Below are 12,463 nucleotides of genomic sequence, written 5' to 3' on the forward strand. Positions count from 1 at the left end.
GGCTTGCTCGCGAAGGCGTCGTGTCAGTCAATACACATGACACTGACCCACCGCTTTCGCGAGCAAGCCCGCTCCCACAGGAGGCAGGAGCAAGTCGTTCAGTGGTTACTTGGGATAACCGGCGCGCTTCATCTCGCGTTCGGTGGTTTGCTGCGCGGCGGTCAGGGCCTGATCCACCGTGGTCTGGCCGATCAGCGCCGCCGAGAACAGCTTGCCGACCTGGGTGCCCACGCCCTGGAATTCAGGAATGGTCACCAGCTGAATGCCGATGTAAGGCACCGGTTTCAGCGTCGGTTTGCTCGGATCCGCCGCTTTCAACGATTCCAGCGTGACCTTGGCGAACGGCGCGGCGCTCATGTAAGCATCGCTGTAGGTCGAGGCGCGGGTGCCCGGTGGTACGTTGGCGATGCCGTCGGTCTTGGCCACCAGCTCGCCGTATTCCTTGGAGGTGGCCCAGGCGCTGAACGCTTTGGCGGCGTCCTTGGCCTTGGAACTGGTCGGAATCGCCAGTGCCCATGAATACAGCCACGCCGAACCTTTGTCAGTGACCTGATGCGGGGCGAAGGTGAAACCGACGTGATCGGCGACCTTGCTCTGGGTCTTGTCGGTGACGAACGAGCCGGCGACGGAAGCGTCCACCCAGATCGCGCATTTGCCGCTGTTGAACAGCGCGAGGTTTTCGTTGAAACCGTTACTGGAGGCGCCCGGCGGGCCGGATTTCTTCATGGTGTCGACGTAGAAATTCAGCGCGTTTTTCCATTCCGGGCCGGTGAATTCCGGCTGCCATTTCTCATCGAACCAGCGCGCGCCGTAAGCATTGGCGACAGTGGTGATCAACGCCATGTTCTCGCCCCAGCCGGCCTTGCCGCGCAGGCAGATGCCGTACTGCTCTTTATCCTTGTTGGTGAGTTTTTCGGCGAAACCGGCGATCTGTTCCCAGGTCGGGCGCTCGGGCATGCTCAGCCCGGCGTCCTTGAACAGGTCGGTGCGGTAGTAGGTGATCGAGCTTTCGGCGTAGAACGGCAGGGCATACAGCGAACCCTTGACTGACAGGCCTTCGCGCACCGACGGGAACACGTCGTCGAGGGCGTAAGAAGCCGGCAGATCCTTCATCGGTTCGAGCCAGCCCTTGGCGCCCCAGAGTGCCGCTTCGTACATGCCGATGGTCAACACATCGAACTGGCCACCCTGAGTGGCAATGTCGGTAGTCAGGCGCTGACGCAGGACGTTTTCTTCCAGCACCACCCAGTTGAGCTTGATCTCCGGATGCTCGGACTCGAAAGTTTTCGAGAGCTTTTGCATGCGGATCATGTCGCTGTTGTTGACGGTGGCGATGGTCAGGGTCTGGGCGCCAAGGCTGACGCTGCTGAGGGTCATGCAGGTGAGGGCTAGCAGAGCTTTTGCAGTGGGTTGCATCGTGCACTCCTTTTCTGCACCCGGCGGGCGGCAGAAGGACAGTTATTGTTTTTGTGTCTTCCGAATGCAGGAAGAATGTGCGCTGATTACAGCCCTCAATCGACGGACTGACAAATCATCCGTCGCACTCGAATCAATACTTTTTTGCACTGGGGTTTGTTGCGGTAGACGCAGGGAAGGGCTTTTCAGTGGGGAGGGGCTATCGAATCAGTACAGGTTTCATCGCGTCGGATGCTTTTTGTGGGAGCGGGCTTGCTCGCGAAAGCGCTGTGTCAATTTGCAGATCAGTTGACTGATACCCCGCTTTCGCGAGCAGGCTCACTCCTACAAGGGGCGGTAATATCAGCCGAGGTTTTGTTCGGTCAGGCGTTGTACAGCGAGGCGTCGATAGTGCGACGGCGTCATGCCCTTGAGTTGCTGGAAGCGCCGGTTGAAGTTGGAAATGTTATTGAACCCCGACTCGAAACACACCTCGGTCACCGGTTTGTCGCCGTCGGCCAGCAGTTCGCAGGATTTACTGATGCGCAGGCGATTGACGAACTCGATGAAGTTGCGCCCGGTGGCCTGTTTGAACACGCGGCTGAAATAGGTCGGCTTCATCCCCAGATGATCGGCGACTTCTTCCAGAGTCAATTCGCGGGCGTAATGGTCGAAGATGAAATCGACCGCTCGGTTGGTGCGGTCGATGTTGTGCTCGTCGGCCAGTTGCGTGTTAGTGGCGCCGGACAGCAATTGATAATCGTCAGTCGCTGCCAGCAGCTCCATCAGAATGAAAAAGTGCCCTAGACGGGTTACGCCGCGGGTGTCGGCAATTCGCTGCATCAACGTCATGGCCTGACGGATCGTATCCTTGTCGCGAAATTCGATGCCATATTGCGCACGCTCCAGTAGCGGCGCCAAAGTCTTGAGTTCGGCGAACACCTGGTGCCCGCTGTCGAACAACTCATCGGTGAAGTTCACCAGCATGTCGCGCTTTTCCACCACCTCTTCGTCGGCCACCTGGCTGATCCAGTTGTGCGGCAGATTGGGCCCGGTGAGGAACAGTGTTTGCGGATAAAAGTTGCCGATGTAGTCGCCGATGAAGACCTTGCCGGAACTGGCAACGATCAGGTGCAGTTCGTATTCCTTGTGAAAATGCCAGCGCACTAACGGGCACGGAAAACCATGCTGACGGTAGATGATGGACAACCCGTTATGGTCGTCCATCAGTTCGTAGGAGGGATCAGTGATTCTGGTTGCCCGAGTCATGTCCGATGCGTCTTGTTGTGGTGTTCAGGTGCCCATCATGCACGCGCGCCACGGACAGTTCCAGCGCCTCAGCCCCGGGCCTTGCGTAGACCTTTGGACTGGTTGACCTGCTGGCAATGGCCGATCAGTGGAGTGCCACCGATGAAGTCGGCATTGATAATGCTGCACTTCGGCGCCCATCCCGAGTCTGGGCCAAACCATTGATCGAGTTCGTCGGTGATCCGCTTGACGCCGGCCAGTTCGCCATAGCTGGTGGCCGACAATGACCAGAGGCTGCCGGGTACCGGCGGGTTGGCCAGGGTTCGGGTGATGTGTTGCTTGAGTTGCTCTGGCGAGGTGATGTCCGACCCGCTCCATTCATGGCGGATTTTCGGCCAGTACAGGGGCGAATTGAAATCCGGGTGCGAGTCGCTTGCCAACACCACGCGTTGTAGCGAACTGGCCCTTTTAAGTTGTTCAAGGGTCAGATGACCGTTGTTTCGGGGAATAAGCCGCGAAGCCAGCTCCGTGGTGATGACTTCATGGAAACCCTTGTAATCGAATGGCTGATCGTTGGTGCCCTTGAGTTCATGTAAGTCCAATACGATGAACTCGTTCGGATTTTCATTGAGGAAAAAATTGAGACTTTTTACCAGCTCGCTCAAGGAGCGTCCCTGGAGCAGTTTCACGCCATGAAAGGTATGAAACTTCCTGATGCCCAGCCAGTGTTCATCTGAATGCAGACGCAAGTCGAAGGCGCGCACGCCTTCATTAAGTTGCTGAATGAACGGACCGTCCTGACAGACAAACCAGTTCTGGGCGGGTTGGAGATAAGTCGGGTACGGAAAATCAAAATCCAGCCCGGAATTATGCGCGCCGGGCCAGACCACTTCACTAAGGGTCAGTCGGTCCATATCCGGTGTAGCCGCCATCCAGTTTTTGAAAGGGTAATTACTCATGGTGCATTCCGTTGCAGATAAAGTTTAATTTCCGACCAGTCAACTTGTTTGGTCAGTTCGGAAGTTATTCTTTGGTGCAAACGGAAAAAGTACAAGCCAGCACTCTTTGCAAAGTATTGGCAATGTGGTTTTGCACTTTAATTATCAACTTTTCTGGTTCTTTGCTTCGATCCACTGCGCCATGTATTGAGTGCTTTTATGCAAGTGGTGACGCAACATGCTGCCAGTAAAGTTGGCGCGACGTAATGCTGACAAGTTGTCGCGGCAATATTGCAGGCGAGCGATCAGCGCCGGGCCGTGATCAGTCTGCCGATAGCGCGCATTCAACAACGCGACGCCGGCCTGCTGTGCATCAGCCCAGCGCAATCTGTCTTCGTGCAGCGCCACAGCGGTGTCGGCCAGGGCCTGGGCCGACTGAGCCACCGCACCGGGCCAGGGCAATGCGCCGCCCATGCCTTCGGCGCCGATGGGTGTCGTGACATTGGGCGTGCCGCAGAGCATCGCATCGACGATCTTGCCCTTGATCCCAGCGCCGAAACGCAAAGGCGCCAGGCAAACCCTGGCTTGCGACATCACTTGCAGCGCATCTTCTGCCCAGTTCATCACATGAAACCCCTGCGCCGCGTTGTGCAGGGCTGTGGCCTTGGGCGGCGTATAGGCACCGTAGATATGCAGTTGGGCGCCGGGCAATTGCTGGCGGATCAGCGGCCAGATGGCGGTCTTCATCCACAGCACGGCGTCCCAGTTGGGCGCGTGACGGAAGTTGCCAATACTCAGAAAATGCGCCCGCTCTTCAAAGGGCACGAACGAATCGCGCGGTGGTTCGAGCATCAGCGGGCACCAGTGCAGCAGGTCGCCAGGGACTTGAAACTGTTCGACCAGCAACTGGATTTCCACTTCGGAAATCATCAGGTTCAGATCGCAGCGATACAACGCGGCGATTTCCCGTTTGGCCAGGTCAGTGTCGGCCATCAACTCGAACTCTTCACGCAGCGCCGGGGCGAACAGTGCGCTGAAGTCCTGATTGTCCGGGTCGTCTTTCAAACGTTCCTTGAGCCGTTGGTGGCGGGCGTGGCGCAGGCTCTGCAGGTCGGACGTCTCCAGTACGCGCAAGGCATTCGGGCATTGCTTTTCGACGCGCCAGCCGAACTGCTCTTCCATCATGAACTGGTCGAACAGCACGATATCCGGGGCCAGTTCACTGATGAAACTGTCGAAGCTGCTGTTGTTGAGTTCGATCGGCACTTCGCGGATGCCCAGCGCCGTCAGGTCAGCCTTGTGCTCGCCGGGGCCGGCCGGGCTGCTGAAGGTGATGTCCCAGCCTTGCTGCAGAAACGTACCAAGGATCTGCATCACATGCCCGCTGGCTGCCGAAGAGCGCGGTTCGGGCCAGACGTAACCGATGACCAGAACTTTGGTGGCGGGTGATGCAGTCATTGACGGGGGTTCCTTGCAGGCAGGCGGCTAAAAATGGCGCGCAATTAGAGCACATCTGCAGCCGCTGCCGGATCAAGGCCAATCACTTGGTCAGAATGCCCTTGACCTTGTCACGCAATTGATCGATGGAGAACGGTTTGCCGATCACATGCATGCCCGCAGGTACGTCGATGTTTTCGGCGTAACCGCTGGCGAACAGAACGGGCAGGGTGGAGCGCAGTTCACGTGCCTTGCCGGCCAGTTCACTGCCTGTCATGCCCGGCAGGCCGTAGTCAGTCATCATCAAGTCGATAGCCTTGCTCTGATCCCCGAGAATCTCCAGCGCAGACTCGCCGTCATCGGCCTCCAACACACTGAATTCCAGCTCCTCGAGCACATCGACGATGAGCATGCGTACGATGTCGTCGTCTTCTACTACAAGGATGGTGGACTCTGGGGTGGACATAGGGATAGCTCTCAAGAAATGAAATCGGAACGGCGACCGGTCGAAAATGCCGGGCTCTTGCATGAGTAAGTGGCGCATGGCCACAAGTTCCCGAGCGGATACGAAAAAGATTAGCTGCAAATCGGGGCGGCAAGGATACCCGTTGCCTGATCGGGAAGTGCAGCAAATGTAGGAAATTGCCATCATGGCGGTGAGAAAAATGGATCCATAGTACCGTTTTGGGGCAAACTCCCGGGTTTCGACAGTTCGACAAGGCTGCCTCATGTCCACTCGGTCTACAGTTGACGAAGCACGGTTCCGTAAACTCCTGACGCGCAACATCAGTCTGCCTTTGGGCGTCGGCGCGATCAGTGCAGTGTTTTTCATTTCGCTGATCACCTATTTGCTCTCGGTGATCCAGTGGGTGGAACACACCGACCGGGTGATCAATAACGCCAACGAAGCGGTGAAACTCACCGTTGATCTGGAAACCGGCATGCGCGGCTTCCTGCTCAGCGGCGACGAGCACTTCCTCGACCCGTACGAGACTGCCAAGCCGCGGATCAACGTGGCGCTCAATACCTTGCTCGAATTGACTGCCGACAACCCGGTGCAGACCGATCGTCTGCGTCGTTTGCAGGCATTGCAGACTGAGTGGAGCAACTACGCGCAATCGATGATCGATCTGCAGCGCTCCAGCGGTGACTACCGGGGCGCGGTCAAGGCCGGGCGCGGCAAGCGCCTGACCGATGAGATCCGCAAGCAGTTCGAAGACGTGATCGACATGGAGCAGCAGTTGCGCACCACGCGCAACGAAGAGGTGCGCCGTACCACGATCTGGAGCATCACTCTGTACCTGCTGTTCATCGCCGCGATCAGCGGTTTGCTCGCGTATGTCGGTCGCCGCGATCTGGTCAGCCTGTCGGACAGCTACAGCGCCAACCTTGCAGCGCAGCAAGCCAGCGCCGAGCGTCTGGAGCGCCAGGCGTGGATGCGCAGCGGCCAGACCGAACTGGCGGAACAGGTGCTGGGGCAACTGACGCTTAACCTGCTGGGGCGCAACATCCTGCAGTTCTGCGCACAATATCTGGGCACTGCGGTGGCGGCGCTGTACGTACGCGAAGAACACGGCGGCCTCAAGCGCGTGGCGTCCTATGGATTCTCCCGCGAACAGGAAGAAAAAGATCAGCAGATCTACAGCGGCGAAGGCATCGTCGGCCAGGTTGCCCAGCAGGGGCAACTGATTCGCCTGGATTCGGTTCCGGCCGACTACTTCAAAGTCAGCTCCGGCCTGGGCGCAGGTCTGCCGCACAGTGTGCTGGTGGTGCCGACCAGTGATGATGACCGGGTCAACGGGGTGATCGAACTGGGCTTCCTGCGCCCGCTCACCGATCGCGATATCGATTTGCTGGAACTGATTGCCGGCAACATCGGCACCTCGATCGAAGCGGCGCGTTATCGCCAGCGTCTGCAGGAAGTGCTGGCCGAAACCCAGCAGCTCAACGAAGAGTTGCAGGTGCAGCAGGAAGAGCTGAAAACCGCCAACGAGGAGTTGGAAGAACAGTCGCGCATTCTCAAGGAATCCCAGGCGCATCTGGAAACTCAGCAAGTCGAGCTGGAGCAGACCAACGAGCAGCTGGCCGAACAGGCACAGACTCTGGCCGAGCAGCGCGACGCCATGGACCAGAAGAACACCGAACTCAATCAGGCTCAGGTGCAGCTCGAAGAACGCGCCGAAGAACTGCAGCGTTCGAGCAAGTACAAGTCCGAATTCCTCGCCAACATGTCCCACGAACTGCGTACGCCGCTGAACAGTTCGCTGATCCTCGCCAAGTTGCTGGCCGAGAACCCGCAGGACAATCTGACGGCCGAACAGGTCAAGTTCGCCGAGTCGATCTATTCGGCGGGCAACGATCTGCTGAACCTGATCAACGACATTCTCGACATTTCCAAGGTCGAGGCCGGCAAGCTGGAAGTGATCCCGGAAAACACCAGCGTCGCGCGGCTGGCCGACGGCCTGCGCAGCGTGTTCGAACCGCTGGCGGCGGACAAGCAACTGACGTTCAGCGTCGAGTTGCAGCCGGATGCGCCAATCATGCTGTACACCGATCGCCAGCGTCTGGAGCAGGTGATCAAGAACCTGCTGTCCAACGCCGTGAAGTTCACCGAACACGGCGCGGTCAGCCTGACCATCGCCGGCCAGCCGAACGAGCGCATTGCATTCATCGTGCGCGATTCGGGGATCGGTATCGCCGCAGATCAGCAGGAAAGCATCTTCGAAGCGTTCCGTCAGGCTGACGGCACCACCAACCGCAAGTACGGTGGCACCGGTCTGGGCTTGTCGATCTCGCGTGATCTGGCGGCCTTGCTCGGTGGCTCGATCAGCGTCAGCAGCGCGCCGGGGCAGGGCAGTGTGTTTACCCTGGTGCTGCCGCAGCAATACAGCGAGCCGGGTGACAGCCCCGCAGCTACGCTGACCTTCACGCCGCCGGCATTGGCCCCGACACCGGTGGTTCAGCCGCCATCGATCTCGGTGTCACCACTGGCGCCGGTGCACATCCCGCGTTTTGCCGATGACCGTGGCAAGGCGCCGTTCGCCACGCGCTGCATTCTGGTGGTGGAAGACGAGCCGAATTTCGCCCACATCCTTTACGACCTGGCCCACGAACTGGGTTATCAGTGTCTGGTGGCGCACGGAGCGGATGAAGGTTATGACCTGGCCCGCGAGTTCGTGCCGGACGCGATCCTGCTCGACATGCGTCTGCCGGATCACTCCGGTCTGACCGTGCTGCAACGTCTGAAAGAACACGCCGAAACCCGGCACATCCCGGTGCACGTGATCTCGGTCGAAGACCGCGTTGAAGCGGCGATGCACATGGGCGCGATCGGTTATGCAGTCAAGCCGACCACCCGCGAAGAGCTCAAGGACGTGTTCGCCCGTCTCGAAGCCAAGCTGACTCAGAAGGTCAAGCGCGTGCTGCTGGTCGAAGATGACGATCTGCAACGCGAAAGCATTGCCCGCCTGATCGGTGACGAGGACATCGAGATCACCGCGGTCGGTCTGGCGCAAGACGCGCTGGAGAAACTGCGCACGACGATTTACGACTGCATGGTGATCGACCTGAAATTGCCGGACATGCTCGGCAACGATCTGCTCAAGCGCATGTCGACCGAGGACATCTGCTCGTTCCCGCCGGTGATCGTCTACACCGGACGCAACCTGACCCGCGATGAAGAGGCCGAGCTGCGCAAGTATTCGCGCTCGATCATCATCAAGGGCGCGCGCTCGCCGGAGCGCCTGCTGGATGAGGTGACACTCTTTCTGCACAAAGTCGAATCGCAGTTGTCCCATGAACGGCAGAAGATGCTCAAGACCGCCCGCAGCCGCGACAAGGTCTTCGAAGGCCGCAAGGTGCTGCTGGTGGACGACGATGTGCGCAACATCTTCGCCCTGACCAGTGCGCTGGAGCACAAGGGCGCAGTCGTGGTGATCGGCCGTAACGGTCGCGAAGCGATTGATAAGTTGAATGAAATCGAGGACATCGACCTGGTGCTGATGGACGTGATGATGCCGGAGATGGATGGTTTTGAAGCCACCATTGAAATCCGCAAGGATCCGCGCTGGCGCAAACTGCCGATCATCGCAGTGACGGCCAAGGCCATGAAAGACGATCAGGAGCGCTGCCTGCAGGCGGGCGCCAACGATTATCTGGCCAAGCCGATCGATCTGGATCGCCTGTTCTCGTTGATTCGCGTGTGGTTACCGAAGATGGAACGCATTTAGTGGATAGCAGTCACTCCGCGGAGCGCAACAGCGAAATCGAATTACGCCTGTTGATTGAGGCCATCTACCTCAAGTACAGCTACGATTTTCGTGATTACTCGGGCGCTTCGATCAAGCGCCGGGTGCAGCACGCCTTGAGTCAGTTCGAATGCGCGACGATCTCGGCGTTACAAGAGAAAGTCCTGCACGATCCCACGGCGTTCATGCAGTTGCTGCAGTTGCTGACGATCCCGGTCAGCGAGATGTTCCGCGATCCGTCGCACTTCCTGGCAATCCGCAAGGAAGTGGTGCCGCTGCTGCGCACCTATCCGTCGCTGAAGATCTGGATCGCCGGGTGCAGCACTGGCGAGGAGGTTTATTCGATGGCGATCCTGCTGCGCGAAGAAGGCCTGCTCGACCGTACGATCATCTACGCCACCGACATCAACCCGCGCTCGCTGGACAAGGCCAAACAGGGCATTTTCTCGATGGAGAATGTCCGGGCCTACACTGCCAATTACCAGCAAGCCGGCGGTCAGCGTTCCTTTGCCGATTACTACACCGCAGCCTATGGCTACGCGATCTTCGACAAGAGCCTGTGTGAGAACGTGACCTTCGCCGATCACAGCCTGGCGACGGACAGCGTGTTCTCCGAAACGCAGTTGATTTCCTGCCGCAACGTACTGATTTACTTCAACAAGAAACTTCAGGACCGTGCCTTCGGTCTGTTTCACGAATCGCTGTGCCACCGTGGCTTTCTGGTGCTGGGCAGCAAGGAAACGCTGGATTTTTCCGGTTACTCGAATCAGTTCGAACCGTTGGTCAAACAAGAACGGATCTACCGCAAATTATGAACGATGCCGTGGATTTGCCTCGTGTCGAGGCCATCGTGGTCGGTGCTTCAGCCGGTGGGGTTGAGGCCCTGCTGACTCTGCTCGCGCCGTTGCGCCAGGGTTACGTGTTGCCGATCATTGTGGTGCTGCACCTGCCGGAGGAGCGGCGCAGTCAGTTGGCCGAAGTGTTCTCCCGGCGCCTGATGCTGCCGGTGGCAGAGGCGACCGACAAGCAAGACATCATGCCCGGCACGGTTTATTTCGCCACGCCCGGGTATCACCTGTCGGTGGAGCAGGATCGCAGTTTGTCGCTGAGTCTTGAGGACCGCGTACACCATTCCCGACCTGCCATCGACTACTTGTTTGAGTCCGCCGCTGATGTTTACGGCGAAACCCTGGCTGCCGTGTTGCTGACCGGCGCCAATCACGATGGCGCTCGCGGCCTGGCGCAAGTCAAGCAGCGTGGCGGACTGACCATCGTTCAAGACCCGCAGGACGCACAGGTCGCCACCATGCCTCTGGCTGCGCTGAAAATTCAGCAGCCTGACCATGTCCTACCCATTCACGGCATCGGCCGTCTGCTTGTCGAGCTGGAACGAATCGCATGCTGAGTAATATCCAGGCCAAATTGCTGATCGTCGACGATCTGCCGGAGAACCTGCTGGCCCTCGAAGCGCTGATCAAGCGCGAGGACCGCACGGTGTACAAGGCGCTGTCGGCGGACGAAGCACTTTCGCTGCTGCTGCAACATGAGTTCGCCATGGCCATCCTCGACGTGCAGATGCCGGGGATGAACGGCTTCGAGCTCGCCGAGTTGATGCGCGGCACCGAGAAAACCAAGAACATTCCGATCATTTTCGTCAGCGCCGCCGGCCGTGAACTGAACTACGCGTTCAAGGGCTACGAGAGCGGGGCGGTGGACTTCCTGCACAAGCCGCTGGATATCCACGCGGTGAAGAGCAAGGTCAACGTATTCGTCGACCTGTACCGCCAGAGCAAGGCCATGAAACAACAGGTCGAAGCCCTGGAGCAGGCCCGTCGCGAGCAGGAAGCGCTGCTGCAACAACTGCAAAGCACGCAACTGGAGCTGGAGCAGGCGGTGCGCATGCGCGATGACTTCATGTCAATCGTCGCTCACGAAGTGCGCACGCCGCTCAATGGCCTGATACTCGAAACCCAGTTGCGCAAGATGCACTTGGCGCGGGACAACGCCGCGGCGTTCACCCTCGACAAGATGCACGCGATGGTCGATCGCGACGAGCGCCAGATCAAAAGCCTGATCCGGCTGATCGAAGACATGCTCGACGTCTCGCGTATCCGCACGGGCAAGCTGTCGATCCGGCCGAATCGTTTCGACCTGACGCAACTGGTGAGCAACCTGCTGCAGAATTTCGCCCAGCAGATAGAGGCGGCGGAGACCGAAGTGTCGTTCACCGCGCCGCAGCCGGTGGAAGGTTACTGGGACGAATTCCGCATCGAGCAGGTGGTCTCCAACCTGCTGACCAATGCCTTGCGCTACGGTGGCCGCAGCCCGATTCAGGTGCGCGTGTACCGTGAAGGCGACGAGGCGCGGGTTGAGGTTCAGGACCGTGGCATCGGCATCAGCGAAGAGAACCAGAAGCGCATTTTCCAACAGTTCGAACGGGTTTCCGCCAAGACGGTAGTGGCTGGTCTCGGGCTGGGTCTGTTCATTTCCGAGCAGATCGTCGCCGCCCATGGCGGTTCCATCGTCGTCGAGAGTCAAATCAACGAAGGCGCCCTGTTTCGCGTTTGTCTGCCAATCCAGGAAAACGGCATATCCGACGCAACCTCTGAGTGACCGCACGGTCGTATCAGCAGCTATTGACCGAACAAAGGCTTCCCATGAGCGTAGATGCACAAGATGTAGTACTCGTCGTCGAGGACGAACCGGTTATCTTGATGGTGCTGACAGATTACCTGTCGGGGCAGGGGTACCGCGTGTTGCAGGCCGAAAACGGCGAGCAGGCGTTCGAGATCCTCGCGAGCAAGCCGCATCTGGACATGCTGATCACTGACTTCCGCCTGCCGGGCGGGATCTCCGGCGTGCAGATCGCGGAGCCGGCAGTAAAACTGCGCCCGGATCTGAAGGTGATCTTCATCAGCGGTTACCCGCAGGAAATCCGCGAGACCGGCAGCCCGATCACGCGCAAGGCGCCGATCCTGGAAAAACCGTTCGATCTGGACGTGCTGCAGGAAAAGATTCAGGAATTGCTGGCCTGATCTATAGCGGCTGATGCTCCCCATGTAGGAGCTGCCGCAGGCTGCGATCTTTCGATCTTAAAAAACAAGATCAAAAGATCGCAGCCTGCGGCAGCTCCTACAGTCGTTTTGGGGGATCAGTTCTGGATCATCTCGCGGACTTTGGCGGTCAGCAGATCGAAAG

Annotated in this window: 10 protein-coding genes; 5 read left to right on the forward strand and 5 right to left on the reverse strand. The window is 58.7% G+C overall.

Annotated features, from left to right (window positions below; genetic code table 11):
• Nucleotides 1-105: 105 nt before the first annotated feature.
• From QMX91_RS22975 to QMX91_RS22995, 5 genes are all read right to left on the reverse strand, one after another.
• Nucleotides 106-1,416, reverse strand: a complete 1,311-nt coding sequence (locus tag QMX91_RS22975; protein ID WP_103367022.1) for a sugar ABC transporter substrate-binding protein — start codon at nucleotides 1,414-1,416, stop codon at nucleotides 106-108.
• Between the two features lie 342 nt (nucleotides 1,417-1,758).
• Nucleotides 1,759-2,664, reverse strand: a complete 906-nt coding sequence (locus QMX91_RS22980) for an AraC family transcriptional regulator (RefSeq protein ID WP_135295871.1) — start codon at nucleotides 2,662-2,664, stop codon at nucleotides 1,759-1,761.
• A gap of 68 nt (nucleotides 2,665-2,732) precedes the next feature.
• Nucleotides 2,733-3,602 carry a phosphatidylinositol-specific phospholipase C domain-containing protein gene (locus QMX91_RS22985; protein WP_282413433.1) on the reverse strand — a complete coding sequence of 290 codons (870 nt, stop codon included), beginning with the start codon at nucleotides 3,600-3,602 and terminating at the stop codon, nucleotides 2,733-2,735.
• 144 nt (nucleotides 3,603-3,746) lie between these two features.
• On the reverse strand, nucleotides 3,747-5,039 hold the full coding sequence (locus tag QMX91_RS22990) for a glycosyltransferase (protein ID WP_282413434.1): 1,293 nt from the start codon (nucleotides 5,037-5,039) through the stop codon (nucleotides 3,747-3,749).
• Between the two features lie 82 nt (nucleotides 5,040-5,121).
• Complete coding sequence (locus QMX91_RS22995) at nucleotides 5,122-5,484, reverse strand: response regulator (protein WP_135295868.1); 363 nt, start codon at nucleotides 5,482-5,484, stop codon at nucleotides 5,122-5,124.
• A 262-nt stretch (nucleotides 5,485-5,746) separates the two neighbouring features.
• Between QMX91_RS22995 and QMX91_RS23000 the strand changes: the two genes are divergently transcribed.
• Genes QMX91_RS23000 through QMX91_RS23020 form a run of 5 tightly spaced genes read left to right on the forward strand, consistent with a single transcriptional unit; the run spans nucleotide 5,747 to nucleotide 12,300 of the window.
• Nucleotides 5,747-9,247: a response regulator gene (locus QMX91_RS23000; protein WP_282413435.1), complete on the forward strand. Its 3,501-nt coding sequence runs from the start codon at nucleotides 5,747-5,749 to the stop codon at nucleotides 9,245-9,247.
• Nucleotides 9,247-10,080 carry a protein-glutamate O-methyltransferase CheR gene (locus QMX91_RS23005; RefSeq protein WP_027612745.1) on the forward strand — a complete coding sequence of 278 codons (834 nt, stop codon included), beginning with the start codon at nucleotides 9,247-9,249 and terminating at the stop codon, nucleotides 10,078-10,080. Before QMX91_RS23000 ends, QMX91_RS23005 begins: the two co-directional genes overlap by 1 nt.
• Nucleotides 10,077-10,670 (forward strand): chemotaxis protein CheB, encoded by a 594-nt coding sequence (locus tag QMX91_RS23010; RefSeq protein WP_097087405.1) that lies wholly within the window; start codon nucleotides 10,077-10,079, stop codon nucleotides 10,668-10,670. The genes QMX91_RS23005 and QMX91_RS23010 overlap by 4 nt, the downstream gene beginning before the upstream one ends.
• Complete coding sequence (locus QMX91_RS23015; RefSeq protein ID WP_027612747.1) at nucleotides 10,664-11,878, forward strand: hybrid sensor histidine kinase/response regulator; 1,215 nt, start codon at nucleotides 10,664-10,666, stop codon at nucleotides 11,876-11,878. The genes QMX91_RS23010 and QMX91_RS23015 overlap by 7 nt, the downstream gene beginning before the upstream one ends.
• A 44-nt stretch (nucleotides 11,879-11,922) precedes the next feature.
• Nucleotides 11,923-12,300 carry a response regulator gene (locus QMX91_RS23020; protein WP_003225116.1) on the forward strand — a complete coding sequence of 126 codons (378 nt, stop codon included), beginning with the start codon at nucleotides 11,923-11,925 and terminating at the stop codon, nucleotides 12,298-12,300.
• Nucleotides 12,301-12,463 lie beyond the last annotated feature (163 nt).

This window comes from Pseudomonas sp. PS01299, from assembly GCF_029960145.1.
Classification (GTDB): Bacteria; Pseudomonadota; Gammaproteobacteria; order Pseudomonadales; family Pseudomonadaceae; genus Aquipseudomonas; species Aquipseudomonas putida_A.

Coding starts and splice junctions, on each gene's coding strand:
- QMX91_RS22995 (WP_135295868.1), bottom strand. CDS start 5,484: ATGTCCACCCCAGAGTCCACCATCCTTGTAGTAGAAGACGACGACATC.
- QMX91_RS23000 (WP_282413435.1), top strand. CDS start 5,747: ATGTCCACTCGGTCTACAGTTGACGAAGCACGGTTCCGTAAACTCCTG.
- QMX91_RS22990 (WP_282413434.1), bottom strand. CDS start 5,039: ATGACTGCATCACCCGCCACCAAAGTTCTGGTCATCGGTTACGTCTGG.
- QMX91_RS23010 (WP_097087405.1), top strand. CDS start 10,077: ATGAACGATGCCGTGGATTTGCCTCGTGTCGAGGCCATCGTGGTCGGT.
- QMX91_RS22975 (WP_103367022.1), bottom strand. CDS start 1,416: ATGCAACCCACTGCAAAAGCTCTGCTAGCCCTCACCTGCATGACCCTC.
- QMX91_RS22980 (WP_135295871.1), bottom strand. CDS start 2,664: ATGACTCGGGCAACCAGAATCACTGATCCCTCCTACGAACTGATGGAC.
- QMX91_RS22985 (WP_282413433.1), bottom strand. CDS start 3,602: ATGAGTAATTACCCTTTCAAAAACTGGATGGCGGCTACACCGGATATG.
- QMX91_RS23015 (WP_027612747.1), top strand. CDS start 10,664: ATGCTGAGTAATATCCAGGCCAAATTGCTGATCGTCGACGATCTGCCG.
- QMX91_RS23020 (WP_003225116.1), top strand. CDS start 11,923: ATGAGCGTAGATGCACAAGATGTAGTACTCGTCGTCGAGGACGAACCG.